Raw genomic sequence first — 19,438 nt, forward strand, 5'->3', positions numbered from 1 at the left:
CCGTGAGCGTAGGGACGAGGGCACGGGACGTCCCTACGCTCACGGGTCTGCGGGATCGGTCAGCTACGAGTGCTCCATTGCTGGTTGGTGCCACCGGTGCAGGACCAGAGCTGGATCTTGGTGCCGTTGGCCGTAGCGGTCCCCGCCGCGTCCAGGCACAACCCCGACTGAACACCGGTGATCGTGCCGTTGGCGTTCAGATTCCACTGCTGATTCGCCTGACCGTTGCAATCCCAGATGATCGCCGCAGTCCCATTGGACGTGCCCTGACCGGACGCATCCAGACACTTGTTGCCGTACACCGTCAACTGACGGCTCGCCGTGTAGGTCCACCGCTGGTTGGTGTTGCCGTGGCAATCCCACAACTGCACCTGCGTACCGTTGGCAGTCGAAGAACCCGGCACATCGACACACCGGCCCGACGCCCCACCCACGACCATCACGTTCTGCCGGCTGCCACCCGACGACGTCACCGACGGCGACGGCGACGGACTCCCGGTGCCACTACCGAACTGGGTGAAGAACTTCCACACTTCGGGCTTGACCCAGCTGCGGGCGCCGCTTTCGCAGCCCGAGCATCCGTCGACCGGGCCCTGCTGGTGGCCGCCGTCGAAGGCGGCCCAGACCACCGGGTACCCGGCTCGGCATCCGGAGTACGTCGTGATGATGTGGGTCAGGCTTCCGGCCGCCGGCTCCGGTGCGTTCTGCGCCGTGCAGCCGTTGTTCCGGACGAACGTGTCACGCAGAGCGCGCCCGTTCTGGATGTTGTCACTGACACCGTGAATGCCCATGTACGCGATCGGCTGCGTACCACCGCTGCACCCGCTGATGGCTCCGGGAGCGGCGATGGCCGCGACCGCCCGGAACACCGTGGCGCGAGCACACGCCAGGGCGTAGCTCATGGCTCCGCCGTAGCTGAAGCCGACGGAGAACAACTGCGTGGTGTCGACGCACAAGTCGTTCTCGATGAGCCGGATCATGTCGTCGGTGAAGGTGACGTCCTCGCCGTTGCTGTTGCCCCAACCGTTGTTGAGGCCTTGCGGCGCAACGAAGATCGTCGTGTGGTTGGTGTCCTGCGACAGCATGCCGTAATAGGCCCACGCGTACCCGTCGGTTCCGCCGCCGGCCACCTGATCCATCGTGCCGCCGAGCCAGTGGAAGCCGAAGGCCAGGCGGTGCGGGGAGGTGTTGTCGTAGCCGTCGGGGATCTTGAGGATGAAGCTGCGGTTCTTGCCACCGCTGGAAATGGTGCGGGTGCCGCTCGTCAGCGTGGGCGTCTTGCCACAGCCGCTACTGGCGGCGGCGAGCGACGCGTCGGCCGCCAGTGCCGTGTGAGTGATCGTGGCGGCGAAGGCCGTGGCGGCCACTGCGGCGACGAGCGCTATCAGCGCGGCGAGCCACCGGGCGCGGGGCCGCCGCTCTTGGGCGGAGTCGGTCATGGTCGGATTCCTTTCGTGGCGTCCGTGGAGACGGTTGTGCCGAAGCCGGGGGCCCGGAGCCCGGCCGATTTCACCCCGTTGTCCGGGGCGCTATGAGGAGTCGCTGACCGTCCTGTCACGACGGTCAGCGACTCGGGGGATCAGCTACGCAGGGTCCATTGCTGGTTGGTGCCGCCGGTGCAGGCCCAGAGCTGGATCTTGGTGCCGTTGGCCGTAGCGGTTCCGGCCGCGTCCAGGCACAACCCGGACTGCACTCCGGTGATCGTGCCGTTGGCGTTCAGATTCCACTGCTGGTTCGGCTGTCCGTTGCAGTCCCAGATGATCGCCGCAGTGCCATTGGACGTGCCCTGACCAGACGCATCCAGACACTTGTTGCCGTACACCATCAACTGTCGGCTCGACGAGTACGACCACCGCTGGTTCGAACCACCGTTGCAGTCCCAGAGCTGAATCTGCGTACCGTTGGTCGTGCTCGCACTGGGCACGTCGACGCAGCGGCTGGACTGCGTGCCGACGAGGGTTCCCTGCCGGCTGCCGTCACTGCCCGGCGGCGGTGGCGTCACCAGCGCCGGGGCGGCGGACACGACCATGGCGCGGTCGAGTGCGACCGCTCCGTCGCCGACGACGCGTACCCGGAGGGTGTGCGTACCCGGCGTGAGAGTGCCGCTGGTGTAGAGCGCCACGTTGGTCCGGCGCGCCGAAGCCCGGAAGCCGATCGTCTGCTCCGGTCCACCGTCGACGGAGACGGCTGCTGAGCCGTGCGTAGGATCTTGGATGCCGTACAGGACGACCCGGTTGCCGGTGAAGCTCAGCGTCGCCGTGTCGCCTGCGGTCGAGCTCCAGGTGTTGTCCTTGCTGAACGCCTGGTTGTCGGTGCCCGCCTGCCAGGTTCCGGCGTACGCGAAGCGTTGCCGGTCGTTGACGTCGGTCGGGAAGCCGAACGTGTAGGCGCTCCCGCCCGGGACCACCGCGTCGGTGAACGCGTTGACGTTCACATTCGCGTTCGCCGAGGTCAGGCCGGGCGACGAGGCGGTGAGCGTGAGCGCGCCGGTCTGCCCCAGGGTGCTCTTGAGGTAGACCGCTCCGGTGCCGGCCTCCAAGGTCAACGGGCTCTCGCCCACGACCGCACCGGGACCGGTGAGCGCGAACGTGACCGGGGAACTGTTCGTCGGGACGACCTGGTTGTTGCTGTCCAGGGCCCGGACGACCACCCGGGTCATGTCTGAGCCGTCGGCCTTGATCGCCGAGTCGTCGGCCACCAGCGCCAGGTGGGTCGCCGCGCCCGGGGTGTACCGCGTGTCGGTCGCCGCGATCTGGCCGCCGATCCAGCAGTCTGCCCGCAGTTGCCCGGCAGCCACTGTCAGGCCGGTGAACTGGAACAGCGGATGCGGCAGGCTTGTGTAAGCGTTCGGGTTGATCCGCCCGCGAGACACTCCGTTGGCGAACAGCTCCACCTGCTGGCAGTTGCCCGCCACCTGGATGGTGCTGCTGGAGACGCCCGGCTGCCAGTAGCTGAGGATCGAGACGTACGCCCCGTACAGCGCCGGATCGCGCTGGGAGGCGAAGGCCGCAGCGTCGAGCTTCGGAATCCGGAAGATGTCCGAGACGCCGTGGTAGCACGTGTAGTCGACGCAGGACGGTGGCGTGGCGAACGTGGTGTTGTAGTCGAACGCCGCCCAGCCCATCGCGCCCGAGATGTTCGACTTGCTGGCGGCGGTGTTCTGCACGTTCAGGTGTACGCGCATGGTCCCCAACAGCGCCGACTCCGAATCCCAGGACCGGACGGGGGCAGTGTGGCCGACCGATTCGGTGATCAGCCAGGGCAGGACCGTCGGATCGCTGGCGGTGCCGGAGAAGTCGTTGTAGGTGTAGACGTCTTCGAGGAACTCGCTGCCCTTGAAGTTGCGTACGCCGCCGGTCGGCCGTGACGGGTCGAGCTGGTGGGCCAGATCGTTCGTACGCGTGTAGAACCCGTGGTTGTCGCCGGATTCGTTGATGCGTACGCCCCACAGCACGATGGACGCGTGGTGACGATCGCGGGTGATCATCTCGCGTACGTTCTCCACCGCGAGGTCTTGCCAGGCGGTGTTGCCGATGTACTGCCAGCCCGGGATCTCCTCCATGACGAGCAGACCGATCTCGTCCGCCCGGTCGAGGAACTCCGGATCCTGCGGATAATGCGACGTACGCACGATGTTGACGCCGAGCTCGTTCTTCAGGATGTCGGCGTCTTTGACCTGCAGCCGGTTAGGAGCGGCCCGGCCGATGTAGGGGTAGGACTCGTGCCGATCGAGGCCACGCAGCTTCAGCGGCTGCCCGTTGAGGTAGAACTTGCCGTCGCTGCGACTGAACTGGATGGTGCGGATGCCCAGCCGGGTCTTGTGCTCGTCGACGTACGCCGTCCCGTCGCGTACCTGCGTGTAGATCGTGTACAGGTACGGGTGATCCGGATGCCAGGTGTTCGGGTTGCTGATGCTGCTGGTGTTGTAGGAGAACTCCGCGGCCGACTGCCCGGCGATGGTCTGAGTGCCGGTGCCGGTCGCGACGACGTTGTTGGCGGCGTCGACGACCTGCGTCACCACGGTGACCGACTTGGCGGCCGAGCTGTCATTGCGTACGCGAGTCCGCGCGTTGACGGTGTTGAGGGTCGGCGTTGTGGCGAAGACCCAGTCGACGTGCACCGGATCGGTGATGATCATGTTGACGTCGCGGACGATCCCGCCCCAGACGTAGTAATCGATGGAACCACCCTCGGGTGGGATGTCGTTACGCGTCATGGAATCGACCTTCACGGCGATGACGTTGTCCGCGCCGCCGACGGTGACGTACTGCGTGATGTCGTAGGTGAACGAGGTGTACGCGCCTTTGTGCTGGCCGATGAGGGTGCCGTTGACGTAGACCTCGGCGACCTTGGCGACGCCCTGGAACTCGACGGCGATCCGGCGGCCCGCGTACTGACTGGGCAGGGTGAAGTGTCGGCGGTACCAGGAGGCCGGCACTTCGAAGTCGCCCTTGGGGAAACCTTTGTGGGGGTGAGTCCGGAAGTAAGGCAGGCTGACCGGGACGAAGACGCTCTCGTCGAGGTTCGTCGCCTGTCCGGCTCCGTTGGGCACGTCGCCGGCGAACAGCCATTGAGTGTTGAAGTTGAGCACGGAACGGTTCGAGTTCTGGGCTACGTAGGGCGCGGCGGCGGCCGGTCGCGGCAATGCGGCCAAACCCACCACGGCGACGCACAGCGCTGTCAGCGCAGCGGCGAGCCTTCGCATGGTGACTCCCGATGAGGTGATCGGACGGGCAGGTTTGCTCAGCTGCGCAGGGTCCACTTCTGGTTGGTGCCGCCGGTGCAGGACCACAGCTGGATCTTCGTGCCGTTCGCGGTCGCGGTTCCGGCCGCGTCCAGGCAGAGCCCGGACTGCACGCCGGTGATCGTGCCGTTGGCGTTGACGTTCCACTGCTGGTTCGGCTGACCGTTGCAATCCCAGATGATCGCTGCGGTGCCGTTCGAGGTCCCTTGACCGCTGGCGTCCAGACACTTGTTGCCGTACACCGTCAATTGGCGGCTCGACGTGTACGTCCAGCGCTGGTTGGTGTTCCCGTGGCAGTCCCACAGCTGCACCTGCGTGCCGTTGGTGGTGCTGGAACTCGGCACGTCGACGCACCGGGAAGACGCAGTGCCGACGATCGTCACGTTCTGCTGGCTGTTGCCGCCGTCGGGCTGGACACCGGCCGACGCCATGACCGACTGGGCGCCGGCGGGCCAGGCGCCGTTGCTGACCTGGACGTTGCCGGAGACGGTGTTGCTGTGCCCGGGGTCGGTCAAGTTGGTGCTACCGCCGTCGTACCAGTTGTTGGTCAGCGTGACCGTGCCGGTGTTGCTGTTGCAGCAGTAGTTCATGGTCGCCCAGTGGTAGCCGACGTTGGTGGAGAAGACGTTGGAGGTGGCCGTGAAGTAGCGCGAGCCCTCGTCGAAGTACACCCCGAAGTAGCCGTGCAGACGCAGGCAATAGTTGTCGCGGATCACGCCGTTCGGATTCGCCGACAACGTGTAGATGCAACCGCCGTCGTTCATCGACTGCATGATGTCGTGAATGTAGTTTCCGGTCACCTGGTAGTTCGACGCTGTGGTGGCCGTGGTGTAGCGGGGCTGGTAGTTGTACAGGCCGCGGTTGGCGTAGTCGTTGCTGCCGCCCGCGTCGTTGGCGCCCCACCCGTAGCCGACGGTCAGCCCGGAGTAGGGCATGTTGTAGATCTCGTTGTGCGTGATGGTGGCGTTGGTGACGTAGGTGGGCAGGAACGAGGAGATCCCGCGGTAGTCCAGCCCCATGTCGTGGACGACGTTGTTGCTGAAGGTGAGGTCACGATTGGTCATGCGCGAGTCGCTGGGGTGATGCGCGTTGGCCTGGACACCGCCTGCGACGACGCCACCAGCCGCGCCACCGGCGAACGTCGACCGGGTGACCGTGATCGAAGCCGCTCCGAGACCGACACCACTGGCATGGGCATTCGGGTCGTTGCCGATGCCGAGGGCGGTCTGCCCCAGGTTGACGAACTGGTCCTGGCTGAAGGTGACGTTGTTCGCCGCGGACACCTGCACGGCTGCCGGCATCTGCCGCCAGGCCGGCCGGGTGGCCTCGAACTGCGTACAACCCGAGGTGCAGGATCCGAAGCCCGGCCAAGACCAGTTCCCGGCGATGTAGGAGCCGGTCTGCTGGTCGGCGTACCCCTGGTTGCTACTGGCCCCCAGCCAGCTCGTGCCGGTGAAGGTGATGCCCGAGAAGGCGAGGTGATGGGCCGGAGCGTCATACGTGCCGGCCACCTGGACCAGCGAATCGAGCCCGGGCAGCTCGACGCTCGCGCTGCTCATGCTCTCGCCGGATCGCGGGATGTAGTAGAGCGTGCCGGAGCCGGTGTCGAGGTACCACTCACCGGCCGCGTCCAGGAACTCGTACGCGTTCTCGATGTACAGCGGGCCGGCCCGGAATGGGCTCCAGAAGGTGTCATAGCCGAAGTTGTTGTTGTTCCACGCCGGTTGCTGCATGGTGATGAAGTTCCCGGCGATGTTCTGCACGGGCACGTACCGGTCGGTGAACGATCCGATGCTCTCCAGTTCGACCCGGGTCTTGTTGGCCAGGCTGTTCAAGTAGGTCAGCGCGCCGTTGCTGAAGGACAGGCCGCTGCCGTTAGCCGTGAAGTCCGAGCGGTTGAGCGTCGTACGCGCCCGGACCGCAGCTGACCCGTTCACGTAGAGGTGGCGGCTGTCGATCCCGGTGCCGACGTTGGCGCGCCAGATGTTGCGGCCGGAGTCGGCCAGCGTCCATCCGGTGACGGAACGAGCGCCGGTGATCACCGGTCGAGCGGAGGCGGCTGCCTGCCATCGCACGGTGTGGCCGTTGGTTCCCGAGTCGGCGGCGGTGAACCGCAGCGGCGCCGACAGCCGATAGGTGCCGTCGGCCAGCTGGACCACGATGTCGTCGGTCATGGCGCCGCTGATCGAGCGGACCGCCGTCTGGGCGGCGGTCAGCGAGCACGGTTGTGTTGCGGAACAAGCGGTTCCCGTGCCGGTCGGTGCGGCATAGAGGGTCGTGACGGCGGCGGATGCCGGGCTTGCGCCGGCGACTGCGGCGATGACTCCGGCCGCGGCGGCCACCGAGAGGGCGAGGATTCTGCCTATGGAGCGTACGGGATGGGACATGGGAGCTCCTCGATCGCATGGGCGTGCGTCCAGCGACGCGCCCGAGGAGCCGGGCAGAACCCCGGGCACGTCGATGCCCGAAAACATAAGTCGTATGACGTATGCTGTCAATCGGAGGACATAAAAAGGTAAGTTTGTAGATGTCGATGCGGCCGGAGCCGCCGGTGTGACGCCCCCACGTCCGGAAGATCGGGCACTACAGTCCAGCCATGGCTGAATCGTGGATCGCGCACACACCAGGCGGTGCCGTCGTCGTACGCCGGGTGGACGGGGAGCTCGTCGTCGACCTTCCTCGCGACGAGGTCTTCCGGGCTCCGTTGACGCCGATCGAGCCGCCGCCCACCGACTTCCGGCGCCACGTCGGCTGGTATGCCGTCGGCGACCGCACGGTCCTGGTCACGCAGTATCCGGAGCCGTTCTTCGGCGAGCCCATGCTGATGTGCTGCGACGGCGACGCCGTCACCCGGCTCTACCCGGTTGCGGACGGAACGCTGATGGGCGAGGACGGCAGCGTCCTGGACCTTTCGAAGGTTGTCCGATCGAGCGCCTACGTCGAGCACGACTTCGGCACTGGCACTCTGATCCTGCCCACCGGGCCCGGTCCGCACGCCGTCGCTATCCAGGTGCACGGTGCGGCCATCGTCAGCCGTGACTTCAACCGCCTGTTCGCCCAGCCGTTCCTCGACGCCGGGATCGGCGTCTACGTCTACGACAAGGCTCCCGAGGGCACGATCTTCAGCTGGGCCGACGGCGTCGAGGCTGCCATCGATCAACTCGCCGCATCGCCCCTGGTGGACGCGGCCCGAGTCGGCCTTGCGGGGTTCAGCAACGGCATGTGGTCGGTGCCGATCGTCGCCGCGCGGCGGGAGGTCGCGTTCATCGCCGGGATCGGCGCACCGGGCGTCTCCATGGCGGGTTCGGAAACGCACCGACGCATCAAACTGCTGCGAGATGCGGGCGTCAGCGCAGAGTCCGCGGAGGTGGTCGGCACCGCTTGGCGCCTCGTCTTCGCGATCGCCGGCGCTGGATCCGCCACGCCCGAGCAGACCGCGCAGCTGTCCGCGGCGCTGGCTGCCGTGACCCGGCTGCCCGACCTCGACCGCTACGTCGCGCCGGAGTACGTGCGTAACAACCCGATGCTCTCTCCGCTGCCGCCGTCGTATGACGCCGGTGAACTCATCGGATTCCTCACTGGACCCGGCGATCCGGAACTCAATCATGACCCCGCCGCCGACTACGCGCAGCTGCGCTGCCCGATCTATCTCCAGTACGGCGAGTTCGACACCTCCGTGCCCGTGGCTGATTCCGTCGCGAGGATCAGCGCCGCCAATCTGGCTGTCGCGGTCTCGGTCTACCCAGGTCTCGAGCACATGCTCAACCGGCTGCCCGCCACGCTGCCCGCCGCGCTTGCGGGCACTTCCATCGGCGGTTTCCACGGCTTCCGGTTCGGCGAAGGCGTACGCGCCGACCTCACGGCGTGGCTCAAGAAGAACGTCAGCTGACCCCGGCCTCCCGCGCGTGGCCTGGCCGGTGACCGTGAAGCTCCGGTGAAGCTGATCTGAAGCAGCCGATCTCCATGCTTCGGCAATGAGGAGACTGAATCGGAGGCTGCGCCGCTTGGCGGCCGCGGTCTGCACCTTTCTGTCGGCGTCGACGACTTCGGTCGTGGTGATCGCCGGCGCAGCGGGGCCGGCCGCGGCCGGCGTTCCCGCCGGGGGGATGACGGCCGCTCAGGTGAGCTCCATGTTCACCGAATACGGGAACGCGGGCGGGCATTGGACCGGCGGGGACAGCACGGTGTCGGTGCTGTTGCCCGACGGTCGCGTGGTGTGGCTGTTCTCGGACACGTTCCTCGGCACGGTGAACGCCGACAGCACCCGGCCGGACAACGCGCCGATGGTGAACAACAGCATGGTGATTCAGGACGGCACCACGCTGACCGAGACACTGCACGGTGGGTCGGCCGCCTTTCCGGAGGCGCTGGTGAAACCCGCGTCGGAAGGCGAGTTCGCCTGGGTCGCCGACGCGGTCGTGGAGTCCGGTGCGTTGAAGGTGCTGTACAACCGCTTCCGCCGGTTCGGCGCCGGCAGCCTCGATGTCGAGCTGATGGGCACGTCGCTGGCCACCTTCGCGCTGCCCGGCCTCACCCAGACCGCGCTGATCGATCTGCCGGTGGGCCGGTCGATCCAGTGGGGTTCGGCGCTGCTCGGCGACGGCTCGTACACCTACATCTACGGCACGTCTTCCGGGCTGGCCGGAATGAAGTTCGCGCACATCGCCCGTGCTCCGGTCGGCAGCTTGGGCGCAGCCTGGCAGTACTGGACGGGGACTGGGTGGTCCGGGTCCGAAGCCGAGGCCAAACGTGTGATGAGCGGCGTCGGCAACTCCTTCGCGGTGCAGAAGGTCGGCAGCCAGTACGTGCTGGTGACGCAGGAGACCAACGCGGTGTTCGACCCGCAGTTCGTGGCATACACGGCGACCTCGCCGACCGGCTCGTTCGCTGGGCCGGTACAGCTGCTGACCGCGCCGGAACAGCAGGCCGGTACGCAGAAGATCGTGTACACCGCACGGCTGCATCCCGACCTGGCCCGTTCGGGAAAGCTGCTGATGTCGTACGACGTCAACAGTCTCGACAGCGCCGACAATTACGCGGACGCCCGCCTCTACCGGCCGCGGTTCGTCGAACTGGATTGGCCCCGGCCCCAGCCGGATCCCTCCGCATTGCCGGCGGCACCCCTTGGGCTGACCGCCACCTCCGACGCCGCTGGCGTCGTCCACCTCACGTGGCCCGCGGTAAACGGGGCCACCAAGTATTTCGTCCACCGGCGCGACGTGACCAACGGTCAGACGCACGCGGCTCGCCAGCCGCAGCCGGTGACGCAGCCGTCGGCTGACGTCACTGGGCTGATCAGCGGCCACCGATACGAATTCACGGTCACCGCCGCGAACTCGGTCGGTGAGGGACCGTTCTCGGTCACAGTCGCGGTCGTGCCACAAGCGCAACGCGACGCCACTGCGATCCGGCTGGCGAACCTGCCCGAATCGCTGCCGGGCCGCTACATCGTCGGGCTCAAGACCAGCGCCGCAGCACGCGGGCGTGGGGTGGAGGCCGTGGCTCGTGAGCTGGTGGCGCAGACCGGGGGCACGGTGAGCGATTTCTTCCCCGACCGGTCCCTGGTGTTCAGCGCGACCTTGACCGAGCGGCAGGCGATCGACCTCGCCGGGTATCCGGACGTCGAGGACGTCGAACAGGACCGCGAGATCGAACTGGCCGCCAGCGCGGGAGGCGAACAGCAGGGCGCGCCGTGGGGTCTGGATCACATCGATCAACGGACGCTGCCGCTGGACGGCCGATACCGCTATCCGAACGTCGCCACCGGGGTGCACGCGTACGTGCTCGACACGGGGATCAGGTCGACGCAGGCCGACTTCGGCGGACGCATCGGCAATGGCATCAACACGACAGGGATTCCCTCCACGACGGACACCGAGGACTGCTCGGGCCACGGTACGCACGTCGCGGGGATCATCGGCGGTACGCAGTGGGGCGTCGCGAAAGACGTTCAGCTGCATCCGGTGCGGGTGTTCTACTGCTATGTCGACCCGTTGGACGGCAAGTTCAAGGTAAAGTCCACCGCGTCCTCAGTCGAACGCGGCGGGCGGTGGGTCATCGCCTCCGTTCAGCGGCCGGCAGTGATCAACATGAGCCTCGGGGCGTTCGCCGGTTCGGGCCGCACCAGCATGGATCGGGCGGTACGCGACGCCACCGCCAGCGGCATTCCGGTCGTCGTCGCGGCCGGCAACCGCCGCCCCGGGCAGCAGGCAGCCGACGACGCATGCGACGTGGCACCCGCGCACGCCGACAAGGTCAATCAGTCGGACGAGGTCATCACCGTCGGCAACATGAACAAACTCCAGTCGCGTGACCCCTCGAGCAACTACGGGGCCTGCATCGACATCTGGGCGCCGGGGACCGACATTCCATCGGCGGACTACGCCACGGACGCGCTCTTCCCGCCGAAGGTGCTCACCGGCACGTCGATGGCGGCACCGCATGTGGCCGGCGTCGTCGCGCTCATCCTCGACGCTCACCCGGCGTACACGATCGCCGAGATTCAGGAAGCCTTGCGGCTGGCGGCGACGCGGGACCGGCTGACGGATCTCGGTGGCGCCCCCAACCTGTCGGTGTTCGTCGAGCAGCGCCCCGCGAATGCGCCCACCGCGCTGGCGGCCACTTCGCTCGACGACGGCACGATCAAGCTGGCCTGGACGGCAGTGCCCGAGCCGGACGTCCGGTATCTGATCTCGCAACGTGATGTGAGCGAGGGCGAGACCACCTTCACCCGGCGCAGCGAGAAGATCTCCGGCACCACCGCCATCGCCAAAGACCTGCAGGAAGGACACACGTACGAGTTCACCGTGGCGGCGTTCACCAGCACCGGCATCGGCCCGGACTCGACGCCGGCCGGCGCGGCCGCCCGGACCCAGCCGCCCGCCCCGCCGACCGGCCTGACCGCCACCGCGAACCCGGACGGAACCATCAAGCTCGACTGGCATCCCCCCGCGCCCGACGTCTGGTACCAGGTCTACCAGCGTGACGTCACCGCAGGCGAGAGCGCCTTCCCCCAGTTGCCGGCTCCGGTCGTGCAGTGCTGCACGATGACGGCCCAGTACCTGATGCACGGGCATGAGTACGAGTTCCAGGTGTCGGCCACCAACCGCGGCGGCGAGAGCCCACCGTCGAACACCGCGCGGGCCGTCTCAACGTATCCGGTCCCGCAGCCACCCACGGGACTCACCGCGGCCGCAGGCGACGGCATGGTGACCCTGACGTGGACGGCCAGCCCGACTCCGTACGTCTGGTATCGGGTGTATCGGCGCAACGTGACCGCAGGCGAGACTGCGGCCAGCCCGCTGCCCTGGCCGGTAGCCGATTGCTGCACCGTGTCGATCGGATATCTCGACAACGGTGACGAGTACGAGTTCACCCTCACCACGACCGGCCAGGGTGGCGAGTCGGCGCCGGCCAACCTCGTGCGCGCAACTCCGCAGAAGCCGTTGCCGGGCAAGGTGACCGGGCTGACCGCGACGCCGAAGCCGGACGGCACGATCGTCCTCACCTGGAACGAGCCGGCCAACGGACCCCACTGGTACGACGTCTATCAGCGGGACGTGACGGCGGGCGAGACATCGTTCACGAAGATCGGGCTGCCGGTGACGACATGTTGCACCTTCACGGTCAGCTACCTGACCCATAACAGCCGGTACGAGTTCAAGGTGGGCGCCACCAACGGCCGACCCGGTCCGCTGTCCGACCCGGTCCAGGCGGTCTCCGCGTACGCCCCGCCGGCCGCGCCCCGCAACCTCACCGGCCAGGCCGCCGGGGACGGCTACGTCGACCTGGACTGGGATCCGCCCGCCGAGGGAAACTTCTACTACTGGGCCTATTACCGCGACGTGACGGCCGGGCAGGCCGGATTCATCAAACTCGGTCTGCCGACCGAGAAGACGTCGGTGTCGATCGGCCCACTCGTCCACGACCACGAATACGAGTTCAAAGTCACCGCGTCCAATCAGGGCGGTGAAGGACCGGCTTCGGCCATCATCCAGGTGAGGTCGATCGGTGGGCTGCCGCTGGCTCCGAGCGGGCTGACCGCCCAGGCCGGTGACGGCAAGGTCACACTGCGCTGGGCCGCAAGTCCCACCCCCAGCGTCTGGTACCTCATCGAGTACCGCCCGGTCGGCGGTGCGTGGCGGCGGATCAGCGTGCCCAACACGACCTGCTGCACCAGTACGGTGTCGCTGCTCGACAACGGCACGACGTATGAGTTCCGCATACGGGCCACCAACGCCTCGGGCAACAGTTCGGCGTCGAACGTGGCGACGGCGCGGCCGATGCCGCCGTTGCCGCAGCCGCCGAGCGGTCTGACCGCGCAGGCGGGGGACGGGCGGGTGACGTTGCGGTGGACGGCCAGCCCGACGCCGAACGTGTACTACTGGATCGAGTACCGGGCCAACGGCGGCGCGTGGCGGCGGATCAGTATTCCCGTCACCACCTGCTGCACCAACACCGTGTCGTTGCTGACCAATGGAGTCACTTACGACTTCCGGTTGCGGGCGACCAACATCACCGGCGATTCGACGCCCTCGAACGTGGCGACGGCGCGGCCGATGCCGCCGTTGCCGCAGCCGCCGAGCGGTCTGACCGCGCAGGCGGGGGACGGGCGGGTGACGATGCGGTGGACGGCCAGCCCGACGCCGAACGTGTACTACTGGATCGAGTACCGGGCCAACGGCGGCGCGTGGCAGCGGATCAGCATTCCCGTCACCACCTGCTGCACCAACACCGTGTCGTTGCTGACCAACGGAGTCACCTACGACTTCCGGTTGCGGGCGACCAACCTGTCCGGGGACTCCGCCCCTTCGAATGTCGCCACGGCACGTCCGCTGCCGCCGACCCCCGCGCCACCGTCCAACCTCGTGGCGGCTGCGAGGTACAACTCGGTCAGCCTGAGCTGGAAACGCAGCCCATCAGCGAATGTCATGTACTACGTTTACTACCGCAATGTGGACCGCAACGGACCATGGCTCAGGACGATGTACCCGACGCCGTCGACGTGGATCACGCTGAACTACCTCAACATTCACACGACCTACGACTTCCGGGTCACCGCGGCCAACTCCTGGTTCGAGAGCGCCCCGTCCAACACCGCACGGGCCACGACCCACACCGGCGGTTGCACGACGATCGCAAGCACTCCGAGTTTCCGGGAACTGAGCGGGGAGACTTACCTGATCTCCGCCACCAACACCGCGAGTTGCCGCGGAGTGGTGTTCAACGTCCAGGTGATCGTGCGGATCCTGGGAATGCTCGACATCGACTTCATCGAGTGGACCTGGTGGGAGATGAACATCGAGAACTGGGGAACCGTCGGGGACTACCGGGCCGGCACGAGCACCGCGCAGCTGAAGTTGCTCTACGACCAATGCAGGGCTTTCCTCACCCACGCCACCACGAGGTGGACGGACGGGTATGGGAACTGGATCGAGACATCCGCGTACTCACCAGAGGTGAGAAAGGTGCTGTGTCAGTGATCTCCGGTCATACGATGGCTCCCATCCGGGCGAGCAGCCCGGGTGGGAGCCGCCCCGCGCCGTTTTGGGCGACGCCGGCCCGATTCGGCTAGCGCTGGAGGCGTACCGGATCGCCGGATGCGGCTCTGCGGACCAGCCACGCCTCGGTGATGTGCCGGAAGACCGCGTCGGAGGCGCCCGCCGGATCGTGTGCGGCGATGCGTTCGTAGATGCGCCGATGTCCCTGGTTCGACGCCACGCACAGCTCGCGTGCGGTCCGGCCGGTGTACCGGGCGGTGTTGATGACCTGGCTCTCCAGCGACCGCACGACGGCACGGGCGATGCGGTTGCCGGAGGTCTGCATGACCACGTCGTGGAAGGCGCGATCGTAGTCGGCGTACTTCACGGGGTCGCTGACGAGCTCGTCCATCTGATCCACGAGTACGCGCAGCCGCTCGACCACGTCCGCGTCGGCCAGCTTGGCCGCCATGTGGGCCATGTCCGACTCCAGCAGGCGCCGGGTGACGACGACATCGTCGAGGATGGCCAGCGTGTCGTCGACGGCGATGGTCGCCGCCAGGACCAGTTCGTCGAGCATGTTCCAGCCGGTCTGCGGGGTGATGACGGTGCCCGCACCTTGGCGAACCTGAACCAGCCCCTTCTCCTGCAGCATCTTCACCGCTTCGCGGACGACGGTGCGGCTCACTCCGAACGTTTCGCACAGGGCGGGCTCGGGTGGCAGGGGAGAGCCGGACGGGTGCCGGCCCTGGACGATGCGCTCGACGAGTTCGGCGGCCAGCGCATGGGCGAGGTTGGCGGGCCGTTGCACCCAGGCCGGCGGCTGTGGCGTACTGGCTGTCGGTCGCGCTGCCCTCATGATGTCCCTCCGGTCCGGCGCTTCGAGCCGTGCCCAAAGTCGTCGGTAGTCTACCCGCCCACGGTGTTGACATCATACATCATACGACTTACGTTTGGACATCCGTCCATCCGGCCGGGACGCACGGCCTTTTCGAGAGTGAGAGCCATGAGTCAGCGAGCAGTGTGGCCCGCGCTGCTGACAGCCCTGTTGGTCGTAGCAGGCTGTGGCAGCGCGTCGGGAACGGGTTCCTCCTCCGGCCAGCCGAGCGGCAAGCTCGTGGTCTGGGACTGGAAGTCCGGCGACAAGGCAGCCAGTGGTTATGTGCAACAAGCGAAGGCGGACTTCGCCAAGAAGCATCCCGGCGTCACCGTGGAGTTCGTCGCGCAGCCGTTCGACCAGTACTACACCTTGCTCGGCGCGGCAGTCCAAGCCGGCAAGGGGCCTGACGTCGTCCTGTTCAACGGCGGTGGGCAGATCCGCGATCGCGCGGCTTCGCTGTCGCCGCTCGACCAGTACGTCGCGCAAGACAAGACGCGGCTGGCGGGCTGGGACGCCTTCAGCAAGGAAGGCAAGATCTACGCGGCACCGGTGACCCTGCAGGGACACCCGATCTACTACAACAAAGCGTTGTACGCCAAGGCCGGACTCGACCCGGAACACCCGGCCGCTACGTGGGCCGATTTCGTGGCCGGATGCGGGGCCATCAAGAAGGCGACCGGCGCGAGTTGTCTCAGCCTGGGCAACAAGGAAGGCTACGGAATCCAGTTCTTCATGTCGGGGCTGGGCTCGGGCATCCTGACGCCGGGGGAGTACGACGACTGGATCGCCGGTAAGCGGGACTGGCAGTCCCCGAACGTCAAGCGGATCTTCCAGCTGTGGAAGGAGGCCAACGACGCCGGCCTGAACAACAAGGGTCCCAACTCGACGGCGATGTTCAACGACTCCTTCTCCCTGTTCGAGTCGGGCAAGGCCGCCACGGTCATCGGCCTGATGTCCGACATCGGGCACTGGAAGGACTTCGGCGAGTTCCTCAAGCCGGAGAATGTCGGGGCAACCCTCGCGCCGGTCGTGACTCAGGGCGCGGTGCCCAGCCTCGCGTACGACGGCGGCATCGGCTACGGGATCATGAAGTGGACGAAGGACCCGGCCCTCGCCGCCGACCTCGTACGCTCGTTGACCTCGACGGATGCGCTGAAGGCCTTCTACACCGGAGCCGGGGCCATCGTGTCGGACACCACCATCGACGCCTCGGGCAGCGGACCCGCCGCGGCCAAGATCGTGGCGGCCATCAAGACCGGCAAGCCCGCGCTGCACGTGGCGCTCTCGGCCAAGACGCTGGATCTCATGGGGCGGTTGTCCCAGCAGCTCCTCGCCGGCTCGGTCACGGTCGACGCGGCGATGAGCCAGCTCGCGGCGTCCGACAAATCGAGCTGAGGCCGATCGATGACAGGCGCACGGCTGCTGGTCCGTTCGGAGAGCGGGCGGACCAGCAGCTCCACCTCCATCAACCGTGCGCGACGCGTACGCCCGGAGCGGCTGGCCGCCTATGTGCTGGTCGCTCCGTCCGTCCTCGTGATCGTCGGTCTCCGGCTCTGGCCGCTGTTGCTCGGTGTGAACTTCTCGTTCACCGGTGACGGCGATCGCGACGGCCTGGCGGTCGGTCTGGACAACTACGCCGAACTGCTGCGAGATCCCGTGTTCCGGATCGCCTTGCGCAACGTCGGGTTGCTGGTGTTGCTGCTGCCGGTGGCGGTCGCGATCCCCGGTCTGCTCGCCACCTTCCTCTATCTGCGGGTACCTGGGGCACGGTTGTACCGGGCGGTCTACTTCTTCCCGGCGGTGTTGTCGCCGGTGATCGTGGGCTCCATCTTCACCTTGCTTCTGGCGTACGACGGGCCGGTGAACGCGGCGCTGAAGACCGTGGGGCTGGAACCGGTGGACTGGCTCGGCGATCCGGGCGTCGCGATGTTCACCGTTGCGGCCGTGCACATCTGGGCCACCTTCGGCATGGCATTGGTGGTGTTCCTGGCCGGGTTCGCCACTCTCGACTCCACGCTGATCGACGCCGCGCGAACGGACGGCGCAGCACTACGCCAGGTGATCTGGCACGTCATCGTTCCCGGGCTGTCGCGCACCATCCAGTTCGTCTTCGTCACCACCATGATCGGGATGCTGACCTCGATGTTCGGCCTGCTCTACGTGATGACCAGCGGCGGACCGGGCGGCGCCACGTATCTGCCCGAGTACTACATCTGGATCCAGCAGGGCCAGATGAACCGGCCCGCCCTCGCTTCGGCCGCCTCGACGGTGCTGTTCCTGGTGATGCTCGTCGTCGGCCTGGCGCAGATCGCCCTGCTTCGCAAAGCCACGAGGGAGGACTGATGCGGACGGCTCGAACCACCCGCTGGCTGGCGACTGTGCCCATGGCGGCCCTCGCCGTCGCAACCGTGTATCCGCTCGTGTTCACGACCAACGTCGCGCTCAAGACCCGGCACGACTACATCCTCGACAGGTTCGCGCCGACCCCGGCCGCGCACTGGGACAACTTCGCGGAGGCCTGGGCGAACGCCGGAGTCTCGCAGTACTTCGTCAACTCGCTCATCGCGGTGACTTGTGCTGTCGTGCTCCTGCTCCTGCTCGGATCGATGGCCGGGTTCGCCTTGAGCCACCTGCCGTTCCGTGGCTCGCGGGCGTTGTTCCTCGCCTGTCTGGCCGCGCTGTTCATCCCGTTCCAGGTCATCATGGTGCCGCTCGCTCGCACCATGACCGGCATGGGGCTGATCGACACCTATCCGGGGCTCATCCTCGCCTATGTCGCGCAGTTCCTCCCGTTCACGATCTACTTGATGACCAGCTATTACAGTGGGATTCCCGCCGACATCGTCGACGCCGCCCGCATCGACGGCAGCAGCGTCTACGGGGTCTACCGGCGCATCATGCTTCCGCTCGGCGCTCCGGCCTTGCTGTCGGTGGGCGTACTCGACGCGTTGTTCTGCTGGAACGACGTGCTCATCGCCTTGCTGCTGATGCCGTCGGCGCAGCATCGCACGCTCATGGTCGGCATCACCTCGCTCCGCGGGCAGTACTCCGACGACATCCCCACATTCGCCGCGGGCGTGCTCATCGCGGCTGTTCCGATCCTGGTCGTCTATCTGGTGTTCCAGCGCCAGATCGCCGACGCCGTCACCGCCGGTGCCACGAAGGGCTGACATGCGCATCACCGGATACCGCACCATGTTCACCGTTCAGGATTGGGGCAGAGTCGTCGGGGACGTCAACGGCGTGTTCGACAAGGGAACCACGACCGTGCCGATCGTCGTCATCGACACCGATGAGGGAATCTCAGGCGTGGGCCTCGGCCCGCACACCGACATCGAGGCGGTCTTCAGCGCCATCGACGGTGAAGACCCCAGGGCGGTCACGTCGCTCTACGACCGCATGCTGCGGCGAACCTTCAAAGCCGGTCACGCCGGGGCGGTGTTCGGCACCATCGGCGCCGTCGACACCGCACTGTGGGACATCAAGGCGAAGGCGGCCGGCCAGCCGTTGTGGCGGCTGCTCGGCGGTCGGGACCGGCGGGTTCCGGCGTACGCGTCCGGGCTCGACTTCGGGCTGACCGACGACGAGCTGCTGACTGCGTACCAGTTGTATGCCGAACGTGGCTTGCGTGCCGCGAAGCTGAAGGGTGGCGCGGACGTCGACCGCGACCGTGATCGGCTGCTCTTGGTCCGAGACGTGCTCGCCGCCGCCGGAAGGGGCGCCCGGCCTGGGCTGATGCTCGACGCGAACGAGTCGTGGAACCGCAAGCAGGCGGTGCGGCACGTCGCGGAGCTGGAGCGGCACGTGGACCTCGTGTGGGTCGAGGAGCCGGTACGCCGCTGGGACGCCGACGGACTGGCCGCGGTGGGGCGCGGAGTTCGTGCCGCGGTCGCGAGCGGGGAGAACCTGACGGGGCTCGAACAGTTCCGGCCGCTGCTCGCCGCGTCCGCGCTGGACATCGTCCAAACCGCGGCCGTCTGGGGCGTGACGCACTTCCTGCGCGTCGCGACGCTGGCGCACTCGCACGACCTGCCGGTCAGTCCGATCGGCACCACGCCGATCGGACTGGTGCACGCGGCCACCTCGATCCCGAATCACATCGGCAGCGAGTTGCAGGACCTCCAGCCGCCGATGGGCCTGTCGCTTGACATGTCCATCGAGGACGGCGCGTTCGTCCTCGGGGACTCGCCAGGCCTCGGCGTCGAACTCGACGAAGACGCGATCACGGCGCTCGCCCACCGGCCCGAAGCGACCGGCAAAGGGCCGCACATCAGGCCGGAGCGGGCTGGGCAGCGGCTCGTCGCGGACAGCGGATGAGGGTGCTTCTTGAGGAGT

At 67.2% G+C, this 19,438-nt stretch carries 10 protein-coding genes; 6 read left to right on the plus strand and 4 right to left on the minus strand.

The features are described from left to right. Window positions 1–59 precede the first annotated feature (59 nt). From HOV77_RS06375 to HOV77_RS06385, 3 genes are all read right to left on the minus strand, one after another. Window positions 60–1,439: a ricin-type beta-trefoil lectin domain protein gene (locus HOV77_RS06375; protein WP_290858877.1), complete on the minus strand. Its 1,380-nt coding sequence runs from the start codon at window positions 1,437–1,439 to the stop codon at window positions 60–62. Between the two features lie 140 nt (window positions 1,440–1,579). Continuing rightward, window positions 1,580–4,705, minus strand: coding sequence for a ricin-type beta-trefoil lectin domain protein (locus HOV77_RS06380; protein WP_290858879.1), 3,126 nt, complete (start codon window positions 4,703–4,705; stop codon window positions 1,580–1,582). 38 nt (window positions 4,706–4,743) lie between these two features. Further along, window positions 4,744–7,131 carry an RICIN domain-containing protein gene (locus HOV77_RS06385; protein WP_290858881.1) on the minus strand — a complete coding sequence of 796 codons (2,388 nt, stop codon included), beginning with the start codon at window positions 7,129–7,131 and terminating at the stop codon, window positions 4,744–4,746. A gap of 209 nt (window positions 7,132–7,340) precedes the next feature. Here HOV77_RS06385 and HOV77_RS06390 point away from each other — a divergent pair, with 209 nt between their 5' ends. Next, window positions 7,341–8,633 (plus strand): hypothetical protein, encoded by a 1,293-nt coding sequence (locus tag HOV77_RS06390; protein WP_290858883.1) that lies wholly within the window; start codon window positions 7,341–7,343, stop codon window positions 8,631–8,633. A gap of 85 nt (window positions 8,634–8,718) precedes the next feature. Further along, a complete protein-coding gene (locus HOV77_RS06395; RefSeq protein WP_290858885.1) occupies window positions 8,719–14,226 on the plus strand; it encodes a fibronectin type III domain-containing protein in 5,508 nt (1,835 codons plus the stop codon). Between the two features lie 88 nt (window positions 14,227–14,314). On the opposite strand, the gene HOV77_RS06400 is transcribed toward HOV77_RS06395, so the two are convergent. Next, window positions 14,315–15,082 carry a FadR/GntR family transcriptional regulator gene (locus HOV77_RS06400; RefSeq protein WP_290858887.1) on the minus strand — a complete coding sequence of 256 codons (768 nt, stop codon included), beginning with the start codon at window positions 15,080–15,082 and terminating at the stop codon, window positions 14,315–14,317. Window positions 15,083–15,229: 147 nt separating this feature from the next. On the opposite strand from HOV77_RS06400, the gene HOV77_RS06405 reads away from it, so the two are divergent. From HOV77_RS06405 to HOV77_RS06420, 4 genes are read left to right on the plus strand one after another with little or no spacing between them, the layout of a single operon-like run. Next, entirely contained in the window at window positions 15,230–16,498 is a 1,269-nt protein-coding gene (locus HOV77_RS06405; RefSeq protein ID WP_290858889.1) for an extracellular solute-binding protein, read from the plus strand. 9 nt (window positions 16,499–16,507) lie between these two features. Next, window positions 16,508–17,446, plus strand: coding sequence for a sugar ABC transporter permease (locus tag HOV77_RS06410; RefSeq protein WP_290858891.1), 939 nt, complete (start codon window positions 16,508–16,510; stop codon window positions 17,444–17,446). Continuing rightward, entirely contained in the window at window positions 17,446–18,273 is an 828-nt protein-coding gene (locus HOV77_RS06415) for a carbohydrate ABC transporter permease (protein WP_290858894.1), read from the plus strand. The genes HOV77_RS06410 and HOV77_RS06415 overlap by 1 nt, the downstream gene beginning before the upstream one ends. A 1-nt stretch (window position 18,274) precedes the next feature. Continuing rightward, window positions 18,275–19,420, plus strand: coding sequence for a mandelate racemase/muconate lactonizing enzyme family protein (locus HOV77_RS06420; RefSeq protein WP_290858896.1), 1,146 nt, complete (start codon window positions 18,275–18,277; stop codon window positions 19,418–19,420). The last annotated feature ends 18 nt before the right edge of the window (window positions 19,421–19,438 follow it).

Source organism: Hamadaea sp. (genome assembly GCF_013362815.1).
GTDB lineage: Bacteria > Actinomycetota > Actinomycetes > Mycobacteriales > Micromonosporaceae > Hamadaea.